Source organism: Aquabacterium sp. TM01 (assembly GCF_057808345.1).
In genome coordinates, this window is sequence record NZ_AP046529.1 from 2,677,300 (window position 1) to 2,693,072 (window position 15,773).

Sequence of the window (15,773 nt, forward strand, 5' to 3'; positions counted from 1 at the left end):
AGTTCGCAGCCAAAGCCGTCCCCGTGAAGGCCGTTTTTTTGCGCCATGTCAGCCCCCGCTTCTGTCTCAGACACCGCCACACTTCCGGTCCAGCAAGGACTGCATCGACGCATCGGTGTCTTTGACTCTGGGCTGGGCGGCCTTTCGGTGCTGCGCGCGCTGCACCAGTACCTGCCGCTGGCCGACATGTTGTACGTGGCCGACTCCGGCCATGCGCCCTACGGCGAAAAGGACGTGGCCGACATCATCGCGCGCAGTGAGTACATCACCGACTTCCTGCTGACGCAAGGTGCACAGGCCATCGTGATCGCATGCAATACGGCGACAGCCGCGGCCGCACAACACCTGCGCGCCCGCTGGCCCGACGTACCCATCGTCGGTGTGGAGCCGGGCGTGAAACCGGCTGTGGCCCACTCACCCAGTGGACGGATCGGTGTACTGGCCACACCGGGCACCCTGGCCAGCCCGAAGTTTCAGCACCTGGTGGAGCGCCACGGGCGCAACGCCGAGATCACCTTGCAGGCCTGCCCAGGCCTGGCCAAAGAAATCGAGGGTGGCGAACTGGACACGCCACGCCTGCGCGAGTTGGTGGCGGAATTTGCCCGGCCGCTGCAGGAGGCACACAGCGACACCATCGTGCTGGGCTGTACGCACTACCCCTTCGTGCGCCCCCTGTTCGAACAGGTGTTGGGCCCGGAGGTGCGAATCATCGACACCTCGGATGCGGTGGCACGCCATGTGGCCCACCTCGTGACCGAGTTACCGGCGTGCACGCCTCAGACTGCTGGCGGCCACATTCGCTTCTGGAGCAGCGGCAACCCCGCGCTCCTGAGCCAGATCGTGCGACGCTGGTTGAATCTAGAGACCCAAGCACAGGCCCTGCCCTGAACCGCAGTCCGTCAGCGCCACAGCCTGCGCATGACGCGCTGTGCGGGCCGCACAACGGCGACACGGAAAACAAAAAGGGAGCCTGTTTACAGGCTCCCTTTGGAGATGTGGAGCGGGATAAGAGACTCGAACTCTCGACCTATACCTTGGCAAGGTATCGCTCTACCAACTGAGCTAATCCCGCATGTGCTGCCTTGCTTGGCAACGCTCGCTTGACTCTCGTCTTGATCGACTTGGTGTGGCGATCAGCGAAGAACGATATTATGCCTGTGTTTCGCACCCTTTCGCAAGAGTGTTGTGAACTTTCATCACAACCATCAGGCGCGCCGGCTCACCTTACACTTGCCGCCACAGCCCTGGTGGTGAAATCGGTAGACACAGCGGACTTAAAATCCGCCGACGCCAAAACGTCGTGCCCGTTCGAGTCGGGTCCGGGGCACCAATCTCGCAATCCGCCACTCACGGAGACGCGGGCATCGCCTGACCTGGGAAGGTCTGCGCGCCATCCAGCACACGCCTTCGGCACCTGGCAGCACCGCCAAGGTTCGCCCTTGCCTGTTCAGCACATCCGTTGCGCCCGAGCTTGATCGCCCGCCGATCGCCCAAGCAAAAAGGGAGTCCATTTTCATGGACTCCCTTTGAATTGGAGCGGGATAAGAGACTCGAACTCTCGACCTATACCTTGGCAAGGTATCGCTCTACCAACTGAGCTAATCCCGCATATTCACTATGCTGCTTCCAGGCTGGTTGGGCCTGAAGGCTTGACTGGAGGCGCGGCCCGGAGTCGAACCGGGCTCAACGGATTTGCAATCCGACGCATAACCGCTTTGCTACCGCGCCAACAACTCGAAATTTGGAGCGGGATAAGAGACTCGAACTCTCGACCTATACCTTGGCAAGGTATCGCTCTACCAACTGAGCTAATCCCGCATATTGCGCGCTATCAGGACAAGTCCGTCAGCTTGCAGTCTTCGCTTTAACAGATGCTCTAACGTTGCCGTTTGCTTTGCTGCTTTGATCACGTTTGGCGCGTGATCAGCGAAGAACTGAACTATAGCGCGTTTTTTGCACCATCGTCAACCGAGCCCAAACTTTTTCAATGTTTCAGCACGTCGTTGCTTGCAGGCGACGCGGGCGCAGCAGCAGCCGCTTCCGGCTTGGCCTCCACTTTCACGTCTTCTTCAGGCAAGGCCTGGGGCTGACGCACCAACGCCACTTCGAGCACCTTGTCGATCCACTTGACCGGCACGATCTCGATCTGGCCCTTCACGTTCTCAGGGATCTCGGCGAGGTCCTTGACGTTCTCCTCCGGGATCAGCACCGTCTTGATGCCGCCACGGTGAGCCGCCAGCAACTTCTCCTTCAAACCACCGATGGCGGTGACCTCGCCACGCAGGGTGATCTCACCCGTCATGGCCACGTCGGCGCGCACCGGGATGCCCGTCAACGCCGACACGAAGGCCGTCGTCATTGCTGCGCCAGCGCTTGGGCCATCCTTGGGGGTGGCGCCATCGGGCACGTGGATGTGGATGTCGCGCTTTTCGAACAACTCGTCCTTGATGCCCAGGCGAGCGGCTCGGCTGCGCACCACGGTGCGAGCGGCCTCCACGGACTCCTTCATCACATCGCCCAACTGGCCGGTGCGGATGATGTTGCCCTTGCCAGGCATCACGGCGGCCTCGATGGTCAGCAGATCGCCGCCCACCTCGGTCCAGGCCAAGCCGACGACCTGACCGACCTGGTCTTCCTTGGTGGCCTCGCCAAAGCTGTACTTGCGCACGCCCAGGAAGTCGTTGAGGTTCTCGTCGGTCACGACCACCTTGTCGGCGTACTGCTTGAGCGCCACGCCCTTGACCACCTTGCGGCAGATCTTGGAGATTTCACGCTCAAGCGAACGCACACCGGCTTCGCGGGTGTAGTAACGGATGATGCCGCGGATGGCGCTTTCAGCCACATCCAGCTCGGTTTCCTTCACACCGTTGTTCTTCAGTTGCTTGGGCAACAGATAAGTCTGAACGATGTGCACCTTCTCGTCTTCGGTGTAGCCGGCCAGGCGAATCACTTCCATCCGGTCCAACAAGGCGGGCGGAATGTTCAGCGAGTTCGAGGTGGCCACGAACATCACGTCCGACAGGTCGAAGTCGAGCTCGATGTAGTGGTCGCCGAAGGTGTGGTTCTGCTCGGGGTCGAGCACTTCCAGCAGCGCCGAAGACGGGTCGCCACGGAAGTCCATGCCCAGCTTGTCGATCTCGTCGAGCAGGAACAGCGGGTTGCGCACGCCGACCTTGCTCAGGCTCTGCAGCACCTTGCCCGGCATCGAGCCGATGTAGGTGCGGCGGTGACCACGGATCTCGGCCTCGTCACGCACGCCCCCCAGGGCCATGCGCACGAACTTGCGGCCGGTCGCGCGGGCGATCGACTGACCGAGCGAGGTCTTGCCGACGCCCGGAGGGCCGACCAGGCACAGGATGGGCGCCTTGACCTTGTCCACGCGTTGCTGGACTGCAAGATATTCAAGGATGCGTTCCTTGACCTTGTCGAGGCCATAGTGCTCTTCGTTGAGCACGTGCTCGGCGTTGGTCAGGTCGTGCTTGACCTTGGACTTCTTGCTCCAGGGCAGGTTGCACAGGGTCTCGATGTAGTTGCGCACCACCGTGGCTTCGGCCGACATGGGCGACATCAGCTTGAGCTTCTTGAGCTCGGCATCGGCTTTCTTGCGCGCTTCCTTGGGCATGCGCGCGGCTTCGACCTTCTTGGCCAGCTCTTCGAAGTCAGCGCCCTCTTCGCCTTCGCCCAACTCCTTCTGGATGGCCTTGACCTGCTCGTTCAGGTAGTACTCGCGCTGCGACTTCTCCATCTGGCGCTTGACGCGGCCACGGATGCGCTTTTCGACCTGCAGGATGTCGACTTCGTGCTCCAACTGCTCCAGCAGCTTTTCCAGGCGTTGCGAGACCGAGAACAGGTCCAGCACCGACTGCTTGGCTTCGAGCTTGAGCGGCAGGTGGGCGGCGATGGTATCGGCCAGGCGACCGGCGTCGTCAATGCCGGAGATCGAGGTGAGGATCTCGGGCGGGATCTTCTTGTTGAGCTTGACGTACTGGTCAAACTGCTGGGTGACGGCGCGGCGCAGGGCCTCGACCTCGGGGGTGACGTCGCCCTCGGGCTGCACGGGCACCACTTCGGCCATGAAGAACTCACCACTGTCGTCGATCGACGTGGTGTTGGCGCGCTGCACGCCCTCGACCAGCACCTTGACGGTGCCGTCAGGCAATTTCAGCAGTTGCAGGATGCTGGACACGCAGCCGATGTCGAACATGTCGTCCGATTGGGGCTCGTCCTTGCCAGCGGCCTTCTGGGCCACCAGCATGATCTGACGGCCGGCTTCCATTGCGGCTTCGAGGGCCTTGATGGACTTGGGGCGCCCCACGAAAAGCGGGATCACCATGTGCGGGAAGACCACGACATCGCGCAGCGGCAGCAGCGGCAGCGTGATGGGGTCGGAAGGAAGAATGGGGTGTCCAGACATATAGGGCTCACTTTCTCTGATGCCCACTTGGGGCCTCATCGACAAAACACAAGGGCACCGCGAAAACCAGGGTCACAGGTTTTCAGCGGTGCCCCACAGAGCGCATCAAGCACGCTCAGGCACTGGCCTTGGCCTGTTCCCGGTACACCAACAAAGGCTTGGCGTTCTCTTCAATCGTCGATTCGTCCAAAACCACTTTCTGCACGCCTTCCTGGGCGGGCAATTCGAACATCGTGTCCAGCAGCGACTCTTCCAGGATGGAGCGCAGACCGCGCGCCCCGGTCTTGCGAGCCAGCGCCTTGCGGGCGATGGCATGCAAAGCCGCCGGACGAATTTCCAGCTCGACCCCGTCCATGCTCAGCAGTTGCTGGTACTGCTTGACCAGCGCGTTCTTGGGCTCGGTCAGGATCTGGATCATGGCGTCTTCGGTGAGCTCACCCAGGGTGGCGACCACCGGCATGCGACCGATCAGCTCGGGGATGATGCCGAACTTGATCAGATCCTCGGGCTCGACCTCGCGGAAGAGCTCGGAGGCCTTGCGGTCGTCCTTGCTCTGCACCTCGGCGCCAAAACCGATTCCGGATTTGACCGAGCGGCTCTGGATGATCTTTTCCAGGCCGTCGAACGCACCACCGCAGATGAACAGGATGTTGGTCGTGTCGATCTGCAGGAAGTCCTGGTTCGGGTGCTTGCGGCCACCTTGAGGCGGCACGGAGGCCATGGTGCCTTCGATCAGCTTCAGCAGAGCCTGCTGCACGCCCTCACCCGACACATCGCGCGTGATCGAGGGGTTGTCGGACTTGCGCGAAATCTTGTCGATTTCGTCGATGTAGACGATGCCACGCTGGGCCTTTTCCACATCGTAGTTGCAGTTCTGCAGCAGCTTCTGGATGATGTTTTCGACGTCTTCACCCACATAACCGGCTTCGGTGAGGGTGGTGGCGTCGGCGATCACGAAAGGCACGTTCAGCAGGCGCGCCAGGGTCTGGGCGAGCAAGGTCTTGCCCGACCCCGTGGGCCCGATCAGCAAGATGTTGCTCTTGGCCAGCTCGACGTCGGCTTTCTTGCCTTCGCCGTGGCCCATGTGCTTGAGGCGCTTGTAGTGGTTGTACACCGCCACCGACAAAGTGCGCTTGGCACGGTCCTGCCCAATCACGTACTGATCGAGGCTGGACTTGATCTCGGAGGGCACCGGCAGGTCGCTTTTGGCCGGACGAGATTGTTCGGCTTCGGCCGCCACTTCATCACGGATGATGTCGTTGCACAGCTCGATGCACTCGTCGCAGATGAAGACCGACGGGCCGGCGATGAGCTTTTTCACCTCGTGCTGACTCTTTCCGCAGAAAGAGCAGTACAAGATTTTGTCGCTGGAAGAGCCTTTTTTATCGGGCATGTTGCGGGCCTGTCAAAGAGTAGGCAAGGTGGGATCGACGCATGATAAGACAATTGGGCCGGCAAGCCAGCCAGTGCCTTAAGCGCGCTTATCGATCACCTTGTCAATGAGTCCGTAGGTGGCAGCCTCTTCGGCTGACATGTAGTAATCGCGCTCGGTGTCGTTCTGGATCTTGTCCAGCGGCTGGCCAGAGCGATCGGCCAGGATCTTGTTGAGCTGCTCGCGGGTCTTGAGGATCTCGCGGGCGTGGATCTCGATGTCCGTGGCCTGACCTTGTGCACCACCCAGAGGCTGGTGAATCATGATCTTGGAGTTGGGCAGTGCAAAGCGCTTGCCCTTCTCACCAGCGGCCAGCAGGAAGGCACCCATCGAGGCGGCCATGCCCATGCACAGCGTCGACACGTTCGGCTTGATGAAGTTCATCGTGTCGAAGATGGACATGCCAGCGCTCACGCTGCCACCGGGCGAGTTGATGTAGAGCGAGATGTCCTTGTCGGGGTTTTCGCTTTCGAGGAACAGCAACTGGGCCACGACGAGGTTGGCCGTCTGGTCGTTGACGGGTCCGACCAGAAAGATCACGCGCTCACGCAGAAGGCGGCTGTAGATGTCGTAGGCGCGCTCACCACGGCCCGATTGCTCAATGACCATGGGCACCATGCCCAGGTTTTGAATGTCCAGTGCGCTCATGTGCTTCCTTCAGTGCCGGCACCCCGTTGACGGGATGCCGCAGATGTGTATGTCGATTGATTATGACGTGCAAAAAAGCCGACTCGCGGAGGAGGAATCCCGTCGTCAGCGCGAATCGATTTTCCGTTGTTTGCACGCACAGTCAGGCGCAGGCCCTGGAAAGCCCTTCAAAACAAAGGCACCTGCCCCCGTGAAGGATGCAGGTGCCTCGCCTGCCATGCGTCACCTGAAAAAGGCGACGCAACGGCGGGGGTGCGTGCCGAATCAGGCGCCTTGCTGGCCCATCAGCTCTTCGAACGACAGGGCCTTGTCGGTGACCTTGGCCTTGGACAGAATGAACTCTGCCACGTTGCTTTCGATCACGACGGCTTCGACTTCGGCCATGCGCTGACGGTCGCTCATGTACCAGGCGACAACCTGAGCGGGCTGCTCGTAGCTCTGTGCCAGCTCTTCGATGTGGGCTTGCAGTTGCTCGGGCTTGGCTTGCAGGTTGTTGGCCTTGACCAGTTCGGCGACAGCCAGACCCAGACGCACGCGACGCTCAGCCTGGGGCTTGAACATTTCGGCAGGGATCGGGGCCTTGTCAGCGTCGGGGACGCCGCGGGCCTTCAGGTCGGCGCGGGCGCCTTCCAGCAGACGGTCGGTTTCGGCATCGACCAGCGACTTGGGCAGGTCGAAGTCAACCGCCTTCAGCACGGCTTCCATGGCGGCAGCCTTGTTGCGGGCCGCGACGCGGAACTTCACTTCACGCTCGAGGTTGCGCTTGATGTCGGCGCGCAGGGCGTCGAGGGAGCCGTCGGCCAGGCCCAGGCTCTTGATGAACTCTTCGTTCAGCTCGGGCAGTTGCTGGGCTTCGACCTTCTTGACCGTGACCAGGAAGTCGGCTTCTTTGCCGGCGACGTCCTTGCCGTGGTAGTCCTCAGGGAAGGCCAGCGGGAAGGTCTTGGAGTCGCCAGACTTCATGCCGCGCACGGCCTTTTCGAACGCTTCGAGCATCTGGCCTTCGCCGACCAGGAACTGGAAGCCTTCGGCCTTGCCGCCTTCAAAGGGCACGCCGTCGATCTTGCCTTCGAAGTCGATGGTGACGCGGTCGCCATCGGCTGCGCCTTCGGCAGCGGGACGCTGGTTGAAGGTGCGACGTTGCTTGCGCAGGATTTCAACGGTGCGGTCGATGGCAGCGTCGTTGACTTCGGCGGTGGCGCGTTCGACTTCAGCGGCGCTCAGGTCGCCGATGGTGACTTCGGGATAAACCTCGAAGGTGGCGTCGAACTGCAGCTGACCTTCAACGGGGCCGCCTTCTTTTTCAGCGATGCTGGGCTGACCGGCCACGCGCAGGCCGGCTTCTTGGGCGGCCTTGGCGAAGGCAGCGCCGAGCTGGTCGTTGACGACCTCGTACTGCACGGAGTAGCCATAGCGCTGGGCCACGACGTTCATGGGCACCTTGCCGGGACGGAAGCCGTCGGCCTTGGTGGTGCGAGCCAGCTTCTTGAGGCGGGCGTCGACTTCGTTCTTGAGGGCGTCGGCTGCCAGCGACAGCGTGATGCGGCGCTCCAGCTTGTCGAGGGTCTCCACGGTGATAGCCATGTTGTGAACTCTCAGTATGAGTAAAGAATGAATGTGTCTGGTGCGCGGGGGGGGACTCGAACCCCCACACCATTGCTGGCGTCAGGACCTAAACCTGGTGCGTCTACCAATTTCGCCACCCGCGCTTAGACTGTGAAAAAGTTTGGCCACCCATCGGCGGCCAAACTGGCTGAATTGGTCTGAACCGCCGATTCTAACGCGGCTCAGACCCTATTTGAGACACGCTCAAGTTGGGGTGGTTTCCGGACGCTTCACACGGAACCAGGCCGCGTACATCGCCGGCAGCGCCAGCAAGGTCAGCACGGTGCCCACGATCAGGCCGCCCATGATGGCCACGGCCATCGGTCCCCAGAAGATGCTGCGGCTCAGCGGGATCATGGCGAGCACGGCCGCAGCAGCCGTCAGCACAATGGGACGGAAACGGCGCACGGCCGCACCGACCACTGCATCCCAGGCGGGCACCCCCACCGCGCGGTCCTTCTCGATCTGGTCGATCAGGATGACGGAGTTGCGCATGATCATGCCCATCAGGGCGATCACCCCGAGCAGGGCCACGAAGCCAAAGGGACGGTTGAGCACCAACAGGGCCAAGGCCACGCCGACGATGCCCATGGGGCCAGTGAGGAAGACCAGCACGGCACGTGAGAAGCTTTGCAGTTGCAGCATCAGCAGCGTGAAGATGATGAAGAGCATGACCGGCAGGTTCACGAAGATCGAACCTTGGCCCTTGCTGCTTTCTTCGATCTCGCCGGCCAGCACCACGCGGGAGCCCGGGGGCATGCGCGACTGCAACTCCTGCATCTTGGGCCACAGCACAGCGCTGACGGTGGGGCCCTGGATGCCCTTGCGCACTTCGCCTTGCACGGTGATGGCGAAATGCCGACCATCACGCCACAGCACGCCCGGCTCCCACACCAGCTTGGGCTTGGCCACCTGCAGCACCGGCACCATGCGACCGGTGGCCGTGGGCACATAGGCGTTGTCCAGGGCTTCCAGGGTCAGGCGCTCCGATTGAGGGGCACGCAGCACGATGTCGATGAGGCGATCGCCTTCACGATACTGGCCCACGGTGGCCCCCGAGGTCAGGATGCGGCTGGCCTGGGCAATGGACTGGGTGCTCACACCCAGCGCGCGCGCCTTGTCCTGGTCCACCTGCAGGCGAATGGCCTTGACCGACTCGTTCCAGTTGTCATTCACACCATGCATATCGGGGTGAGCGCGCATGATGGCTTTGGCCTCTTCGGCGAACTGGCGCAGGGTGTTGACGTCTTCACCCACGATGCGGAACTGCACCGGATAGGGCACCGGCGGCCCGGATGGCAACAGCTTCACGCGGGCGCGCAGCTCTGGAAACTCCTCGGCCAGCATCGCGGGCAAAGAGGCCAACAGGCTGCTGCGCTTGTCCAGATCCTTCGGCAAGACCACCATCTGGCTGACGTTGCTCTGCGGGAAGATCTGGTCCATGGGCAGGTAGAAACGCGGCAGGCCTGAGCCGATCCAGGTGCTGACCGCCGTGACGCCCGCCTCTTTCATCAGGCGCTGTTCGACGCGACGGGCCATGTCTTCGGTGGCATCGAAGCTGCTACCTTCGGGCAACCACAGTTCGACCAGGATCTCCGGACGGCTGGAATCGGGGAAGAACTGCTGCTGCACCTTGCCCATGCCCAGCAAGCCCAGCACCAGCGAGGCGATGGTCAGGCCGATGGTGATCCAGCGGTGCTCGACGCACCAGTTCACCGTGCGCTTGAAGCGGCTGTAAAACGGGGTGTCGTACAGGTCTTCGTTGCTGCCGTGGGCGATCTTGGGCTTGGTCTTGAGCAGTTGCTGACCCAGGTAGGGCACAAAGTACACGGACACGATCCATGAAATCAGCAGGGCCGCAGCCGTGACGGCGAAGATGGCGAAGGTGTATTCACCCGTGGCGGAGTTGGCCATGCCAATCGGCAGGAAGCCGGCTGCGGTGATGAGGGTGCCGGTCAGCATGGGCATGGCGGTGATCTCGTAGGCCGCCGTGGCGGCACGCACCTTGTCGTAGCCCTCTTCCAGTTTGTGCACCATCATCTCGACGGCAATGATGGCGTCGTCCACCAGCAGGCCCAGGGCGATGATGAGCGCGCCCAGCGAGATCTTGTGCAGGCCCACACCCCAATATTTCATCACGAGGAAGGTGACGGCCAAGACCAGGGGGATGGCGATGGCCACGACCAGACCAGGCCAGACGTCCAGACGCCATGGCCGTGTGTGCAGACCCAGGCTCAGGAAGCTGACCGCCAAGACCACGAACACCGCCTCCAGCAGCACCTTGACGAACTCGCCCACAGAGGAGGACACGGCCGCGGGTTGGTTCTGGATCTGGGACAGTTCGATGCCGACGGGCAGTTCATGCCGCAGCCGCTCAGTGGCCTCGGTCAGGCTCTTGCCCAGGGCGATGATGTCTCCGCCCTTGGCCATGGACACGCCCAGGGCAACCACTTCCTGGCCCTGATGGCGGACTTTGGTGGTGGGGGGGTCTTCGTAGCCGCGACGGATGGTGGCGATGTCGCCCAGCTTGAGGGTGCGGGCCTGCTGAGTGACCGGATGGATGACCCGAATCGGCAGGTCGCGCAACTGCTCGACCGACTGCAGGGCGCCGTTGACGCGCATCTGGATGTTGCTGCGATCGCCGGCGTACACGCCCGCACCTTCCACGGCGTTCTGGGCGTTCAACTGCGCCAGTACCTGCCCCATGTCGATGCCTAACTGGGCCAGGCGGCGTTGCGGGATTTCGATGAAGAGCTTTTCGGGCTGCACGCCGAACAGCTCGACCTTGGCCACATTGGGCACGCGCAGCATCTCGGAGCGCACGCGCTCGGCAAACTGGCGCAGCTCCTCTTGCGAGAAGCCGTCGGCCGACAAGGCGTAGATGGAGCCGTAAACGTCACCGAACTCGTCGTTGAAGAAGGGGCCGATCACGCCCTGAGGCAGGGTGTAGCGCATGTCCCCCACCTTCTTGCGCACCTGGTACCAGAGGTTGGGAATCTCCTTGGGCGGGGAGTTGTCCTTGACCATCATCAGGGTGAAGGACTCACCCGGCTTGGTGTAGGACTGGATCTTGTCGGCGTAGGGCACCTCTTGCAGGGTGCGCTCGATCTTGTCCGTGACCTGCTCGGCCACTTCCTGGGCAGTGGCGCCCGGCCAGTAGGCGCGCACGACCATCACGCGGAAGGCAAAGGGCGGGTCTTCGTCCTGACCCAGGTTGAAGTAGGCCGCGGCGCCGAGCACCATCAGCACAATCATCAGATAGCGTGTGAGGGCCGGGTGCTCGAGCGCCCAGCGGGACACGTTGAAACGCTGGTCCTTGGACCAGGATTGGGGGGACATCGACATGCGTAGGCTCCCGCTCGATCAGGATGCAGCGCCGGAGGCCGGCGCGGCTGCGGAAGCTGGCGATGCGGCGGGCTGCGCCCCGGCGGTGGGGGCCTGGTAGCGGCGCACCTTCTGGCCTGGCGTCAGCACGTGGACGCCAGCGGTGACGATTTCCTGGCCGGGCTGGATGCCTTGGGAGATGAGGATCACGTTGCCGGTGATGTCCTTGGTCGTCACGGGCACGGGGTTGACGGTCATGGCCTTGCCGTCGAGCACCCACAACACGGACTTGCCGCCCCGTTCGGCCAGGGCGTTGACCGGCACGCGCACGCCACCGGCCGCACGCACGGGTGCGTTGAGCACCACGGTGGCCGTCTGCCCCAGGTCGAAGCCTGCGCGACCCACATCGGCCTTGACCAGATAGGTGCGGGTCAGGGGGTCGGTGGCGGCGGCGACCTCACGGATCGTCACGGGCACCCACTCCTGCGTGCCCCAGCGGCGGGCTTTGAGCGCCCCGGGTTTGCCCATCAGGCCACGCACGGTCGGCCCCATGTCTTCGGGCACGGAGAAGACCACATCGCGCGGGCCATCATGGGCCAGGGTCAGCACGGGCATGCCGGCGCCAACCACCATGCCCGGCTCCAGATCGACACCGGTGATGACGCCCGGTGCATCGGCGCTGAGGGCGGCGTAACTGGTCTGGTTGCTCTGCACGCCCGCTTGGGCCTGGGCCTGACGCAGGCCGGCCTGGGCAGATTTGTTCATGGTGTCGTGGCGCTCCAGCTCAGCCGCGCTGATGAAGCCTTGCGACTTGAGCTCGGTGAAGCGCTTGAAATTGGCGGCAGCCTGGGCGGCTTGCGCTTCGGCCGCGGCCAAACCAGCACGGGCAGCCACTTGGCCCAATTGCAGGTCTTGCGGATCCAGTTGGGCCAGCACCTGCCCACGTGTCACGGTTTGGCCGAGCTCGACCAGACGACGGTTGACCTTGCCCCCTACGCGAAAGCCCAGGCGCGACTCGGTGCGGGCGCGGACCTCGGCCGCAAATTCGCGCTCCAGCACCCCGCCGGTTTCTGCCAGCACCACGGTGCGCACCGCGCGCACGGGTGGCTCGGCCACCGGCTTCTTGCCGCACCCTGCCAGCAAAGCGGCCATCACGGGCAGGAGAACATAGTAAGGAGCCTTGGACCAGCGCATTGTGTTCATGTTGTTTCGCAAAGAAGGGAGGCGAGGCGCAATCGTAACTGACCCGCGGGTCAGTAATGTAGAAAATAGCGCTTGTACCTGTCAATTGAGCAATTGAGACAATGGCGGTTCGCCCTTGGCCTGAAGACATGAATTCGACCCCTTCTCCCTCCGCCCTCGCCGCCTCTGCCGCGCCCGTTCCCCGTCCAGGCAGCAGCCTGTATCACGCTCTGCGCAGTGCCCCTGCTGCCGAGCGCCCTGCCCTGCAGTTGTGGCTGCAGTGGTGGCACGAGGTCAGCCGCATCCCGCTGGAGGTCAGCGATGCCGGCGTGGCCGAAAGCAAGCTGCAATGGTGGGCGCAGGAGGTGCGAGACAGCCTGGCTGGGCAGCCCCACCACCCTTTGATGCAGGCACGCGCCGCCCTGCCCCCCTTGGCCGAGCCCTGTGTCTGGCCCGAGTTGGCACTGTGGACGCAGCAACTGGAAGGCCTGATCCAGCTGGCGCACCAGACACGGTGGCTGGACGATGCGGCCCTGCAGCGACACAACCGGATGAGCACCGGGGCTGCGCTGGAAGGGGCGGCGTGCATCCTGGGCGCCAGCAGTGCGGCGGCGCGGTCTGCGGCCTGCCTGCTGGGCACGGGCGTGCGCCAGTCGCATCAGGTGGCCCGCCTGGGGCTGGATGCCCGGCTGGGGTGGGTCAATGTGTCGATCGATGTGCTGCAGACCCACGATGTGCGCGCCCACCAGTTGAGCAAACCCGACGCCAAGCAGCCGCCCGCAGGCTGGGGCGGGCTGTTGCAACACCTGATTGAGCAGGCCCGCGCCAGCATCGAGCAGGGGCTCACCGCCATCCAGGCCCTGCCACCCGCCGAGCTGCAGGCCCTGCTGCCCTTGCGGGTTCTGGCGCACATTCACCTGACGCAGCTGCAAGAGATCGCCGGCAAGGGGGACCGCATCCTGCACGAGCGGGTGCTGCTCACCCCCCTGCGCAAATGGTGGATCAGCCAACGCGTGCGCTGGGGCTGGCTGCGCTGAACCTCACCATGCTGAACGCGCTGGCCCGATGGCGCTTCACCCCCCGGTGGCGCGGCTGAAGGGGGCCGCGAGGGGTTCGCCCACGAAGAGCCCTTGCTGCGGCCAACGCACACTCTTCCAGTAGGCCTCCAGCGCGGTGGCACCCTGCACATAAAACAACAGCAAGGCCTGCGGGTCCGGGAACTTCTGCAGATGGGCGCAAGGCTCGCTGGTCGTGCCATAGCTGGCGGTGGCCCCAGCGTCGATCCAGGAGAGCACCGTCATCTGCCCGTGTGAGGTGTCGAGCACCCCACCAAACGAGGTCAGGTGGTCGGCCAGCGCGCCTGGCAGGAAGCCGATGCTGTTGAGGTGCTCGACCCGCTCCCGCCCGGTGAGGTAGAGCAAGACGCGGCTGGCGTCCTGCAGCGCGTCGGTCTCATCCAGGTGGACCTCGACGCCCAGTTGCCGGATCAGACCGGCTGGCGGGAAGAGCAGGCGACGCTGGCTGCGGATGCGGTCGGAGGTGCTGACGTAATGAACCTGTGCCGGCAACGCCCCCCGCAAGCCCAGGGTGTGGTCGGCACGCACGCCGCGGTCGATCATCGCCTTGGCCGACGGCACGTCGCTGGCGGCCAGCAGCATGCTCAAACGCATCCCGTGGTCTTGATAGGGCCGGGTCGAGATGCCGCCGAAGTAGGTGGATGGGCGGCTTGTGCCACAGGTGTTCTGGCACAAACGGTGGTCGTATCCCAAGGTCAACGCCCCGGTGATGGCATTGCAGTTGACGGCAAAGGGCTGGCGCCAGCTCAGCGCCAGACCCTGCACACGTGTGCCGAAAAAAGTGTCGACCTGCTTGGAGAAGACCTCGAACTCGCCCGGGCTCAGCGTTGGCTTCACTGGCAGGCGCACCCTGAGGATGCGCGACGCCGGGATCTGACGGGCTTTCGCGTAATAGGCCCCGATCTGTACCGAGTAGGGGTCCTCTTCGTTGATGATCAAACCCAGGTCCTCGGCCGTGAGGCGCCCATGCACGCGGGGCGCCTGCACCCAGCGACGCTCGGGCGCGGCAGCCGATGCGACAGGAGCGGCGCTTGACGCTGCCGGGGGCCCGGCAGGCGGTGCGGCCGGACTGGAAGCCACGGCCTGCGCAGCGGGGCGCACAGGGTCAGCGGCGTGGGTGAGGCCCGTCAGCCCCATCAGGCTCAGGCACAACGCGCAAAAAACAGCCAGTTTCATTCAGCAAAGTCCACAGAAGTCAGGTGCCATGAAATACCGAATCAGGGAAATCCGATAGCGCAAGCACCCGGGGTGCAGTTGATTATTTCCGTGTTCCGGTGGAATATCACCTATCAAAATCCCCTTCGTCGAAAGAAATGCCGATGAGTGATTCGCCCACCCCGACCACATCCGTGCAGGTGATGAGCCGGATGTTCGCCTTGCTCGACGTCCTGGCCAGCGAGGGGCAGGCTGTCCCTCTGAAAATGGCCAGCGAGCGCACAGGGTTGCACCCCTCCACCGCCCACCGCATCCTCAATGACCTGGCGTCAGGCGGCTTGGTGGAGCGATCCGGCCCCGGCCATTACCGCCTGGGCATGCGCCTGCTGACTTTGGGCAACCTGGTCAAATCGCGGCTGGACGTGCGCGAACAGGCCGCTCGCCCCATGCAGGAGCTGCATCGCCAGTCCGGGCATGTGGTGTCGCTGTTCGTGCGCCAGGATGACGAGGCCGTGTGCGTTGAACGCACCGTGGCCGAACGACATGGCATCCAGCTCGCCCGCACAGATGGCTTGCGTGCGCCGTTGACGCGCAGCGCCGCCGGCAAGATCTTGCTGCTGGACGAATCGGGGCTGCTGCTGCAGGTCTTGTGCCAGTTACAGGCCGACAACCTGGACAGCTTGCAACGCGAGTTGAGCACCATTCGCGCACAAGGGATCGCCTTGCACCATGACGCACTGGGCGTTGGCCAACACATGGTGGCTGCCCCGGTACACAACGACCTGGGTCAGGTGATCGCCAGTCTGACACTGTCCTGGCAAGGCGGCGATCTGCGCAGCGAGTGGATCGAGGCCTTGAAAAGCACCGCCCGGCACGTCTCCACCGGCCTGGGCTGGCCTGCCGTCGAATGACGCACGGCCCGCCATCTTGCGATGTG

10 protein-coding genes and 6 tRNA genes are annotated in these 15,773 nt (G+C 63.4%); 4 read left to right on the forward strand and 12 right to left on the reverse strand.

The genetic code is table 11. The features are described 5' to 3' along the window. Positions 1 to 45: 45 nt before the first annotated feature. A complete protein-coding gene (murI, locus tag AC3WW4_RS12240) occupies positions 46 to 888 on the forward strand; it encodes a glutamate racemase (RefSeq protein WP_488828772.1) in 843 nt (280 codons plus the stop codon). Between the two features lie 108 nt (positions 889 to 996). On the opposite strand, the gene AC3WW4_RS12245 is transcribed toward murI, so the two are convergent. Next, positions 997 to 1,072 (reverse strand) — tRNA-Gly (locus tag AC3WW4_RS12245). A 169-nt stretch (positions 1,073 to 1,241) separates the two neighbouring features. Here AC3WW4_RS12245 and AC3WW4_RS12250 point away from each other — a divergent pair. Next, positions 1,242 to 1,330: transfer RNA gene (locus AC3WW4_RS12250), tRNA-Leu, on the forward strand. 202 nt (positions 1,331 to 1,532) lie between these two features. Here AC3WW4_RS12250 and AC3WW4_RS12255 read toward each other — a convergent pair. The 10 genes from AC3WW4_RS12255 to AC3WW4_RS12300 all read right to left on the reverse strand — a co-directional run bounded on the left by AC3WW4_RS12255 (position 1,533) and on the right by AC3WW4_RS12300 (position 12,626). Further along, positions 1,533 to 1,608, reverse strand: a tRNA-Gly gene (locus AC3WW4_RS12255). A gap of 46 nt (positions 1,609 to 1,654) precedes the next feature. Continuing rightward, positions 1,655 to 1,728, reverse strand: a tRNA-Cys gene (locus AC3WW4_RS12260). A gap of 14 nt (positions 1,729 to 1,742) precedes the next feature. Then, a tRNA-Gly gene (locus tag AC3WW4_RS12265) sits at positions 1,743 to 1,818 on the reverse strand. Between the two features lie 166 nt (positions 1,819 to 1,984). After that, entirely contained in the window at positions 1,985 to 4,414 is a 2,430-nt protein-coding gene (gene lon, locus AC3WW4_RS12270) for an endopeptidase La (RefSeq protein ID WP_488828774.1), read from the reverse strand. A 115-nt stretch (positions 4,415 to 4,529) separates the two neighbouring features. Next, the gene (gene clpX, locus AC3WW4_RS12275) at positions 4,530 to 5,807 is read right to left on the reverse strand and encodes an ATP-dependent Clp protease ATP-binding subunit ClpX (RefSeq protein WP_300153202.1); all 1,278 of its coding nucleotides are present in this window, start codon (positions 5,805 to 5,807) and stop codon (positions 4,530 to 4,532) included. Between the two features lie 78 nt (positions 5,808 to 5,885). Beyond that, a complete protein-coding gene (clpP, locus tag AC3WW4_RS12280; RefSeq protein WP_488828776.1) occupies positions 5,886 to 6,494 on the reverse strand; it encodes an ATP-dependent Clp endopeptidase proteolytic subunit ClpP in 609 nt (202 codons plus the stop codon). A gap of 264 nt (positions 6,495 to 6,758) precedes the next feature. Further along, on the reverse strand, positions 6,759 to 8,078 hold the full coding sequence (gene tig, locus AC3WW4_RS12285; protein ID WP_488828778.1) for a trigger factor: 1,320 nt from the start codon (positions 8,076 to 8,078) through the stop codon (positions 6,759 to 6,761). A 38-nt stretch (positions 8,079 to 8,116) separates the two neighbouring features. Then, positions 8,117 to 8,203 (reverse strand) — tRNA-Leu (locus tag AC3WW4_RS12290). 100 nt (positions 8,204 to 8,303) lie between these two features. Then, on the reverse strand, positions 8,304 to 11,444 hold the full coding sequence (locus AC3WW4_RS12295) for an efflux RND transporter permease subunit (RefSeq protein ID WP_488828780.1): 3,141 nt from the start codon (positions 11,442 to 11,444) through the stop codon (positions 8,304 to 8,306). An 18-nt stretch (positions 11,445 to 11,462) separates the two neighbouring features. Further along, a complete protein-coding gene (locus AC3WW4_RS12300) occupies positions 11,463 to 12,626 on the reverse strand; it encodes an efflux RND transporter periplasmic adaptor subunit (RefSeq protein WP_488828782.1) in 1,164 nt (387 codons plus the stop codon). A gap of 128 nt (positions 12,627 to 12,754) precedes the next feature. Here AC3WW4_RS12300 and AC3WW4_RS12305 point away from each other — a divergent pair, with 128 nt between their 5' ends. Further along, positions 12,755 to 13,642 (forward strand): phytoene/squalene synthase family protein, encoded by an 888-nt coding sequence (locus AC3WW4_RS12305; protein ID WP_488828784.1) that lies wholly within the window; start codon positions 12,755 to 12,757, stop codon positions 13,640 to 13,642. 36 nt (positions 13,643 to 13,678) lie between these two features. Here AC3WW4_RS12305 and AC3WW4_RS12310 read toward each other — a convergent pair whose 3' ends face one another. After that, complete coding sequence (locus tag AC3WW4_RS12310; RefSeq protein WP_488828786.1) at positions 13,679 to 14,857, reverse strand: TIGR03790 family protein; 1,179 nt, start codon at positions 14,855 to 14,857, stop codon at positions 13,679 to 13,681. Between the two features lie 143 nt (positions 14,858 to 15,000). Here AC3WW4_RS12310 and AC3WW4_RS12315 point away from each other — a divergent pair, with 143 nt between their 5' ends. Further along, positions 15,001 to 15,747: an IclR family transcriptional regulator gene (locus AC3WW4_RS12315; protein ID WP_488828788.1), complete on the forward strand. Its 747-nt coding sequence runs from the start codon at positions 15,001 to 15,003 to the stop codon at positions 15,745 to 15,747. Positions 15,748 to 15,773 lie beyond the last annotated feature (26 nt).

Bases quoted from the DNA above. Each gene is read 5' to 3' on its own strand.
- murI (WP_488828772.1), top strand. From the start codon at position 46: ATGTCAGCCCCCGCTTCTGTCTCAGACACCGCCACACTTCCGGTCCAG.
- lon (WP_488828774.1), bottom strand. From the start codon at position 4,414: ATGTCTGGACACCCCATTCTTCCTTCCGACCCCATCACGCTGCCGCTG.
- clpX (WP_300153202.1), bottom strand. From the start codon at position 5,807: ATGCCCGATAAAAAAGGCTCTTCCAGCGACAAAATCTTGTACTGCTCT.
- clpP (WP_488828776.1), bottom strand. From the start codon at position 6,494: ATGAGCGCACTGGACATTCAAAACCTGGGCATGGTGCCCATGGTCATT.
- tig (WP_488828778.1), bottom strand. From the start codon at position 8,078: ATGGCTATCACCGTGGAGACCCTCGACAAGCTGGAGCGCCGCATCACG.
- AC3WW4_RS12295 (WP_488828780.1), bottom strand. From the start codon at position 11,444: ATGTCGATGTCCCCCCAATCCTGGTCCAAGGACCAGCGTTTCAACGTG.
- AC3WW4_RS12300 (WP_488828782.1), bottom strand. From the start codon at position 12,626: ATGAACACAATGCGCTGGTCCAAGGCTCCTTACTATGTTCTCCTGCCC.
- AC3WW4_RS12305 (WP_488828784.1), top strand. From the start codon at position 12,755: ATGAATTCGACCCCTTCTCCCTCCGCCCTCGCCGCCTCTGCCGCGCCC.
- AC3WW4_RS12310 (WP_488828786.1), bottom strand. From the start codon at position 14,857: ATGAAACTGGCTGTTTTTTGCGCGTTGTGCCTGAGCCTGATGGGGCTG.
- AC3WW4_RS12315 (WP_488828788.1), top strand. From the start codon at position 15,001: ATGAGTGATTCGCCCACCCCGACCACATCCGTGCAGGTGATGAGCCGG.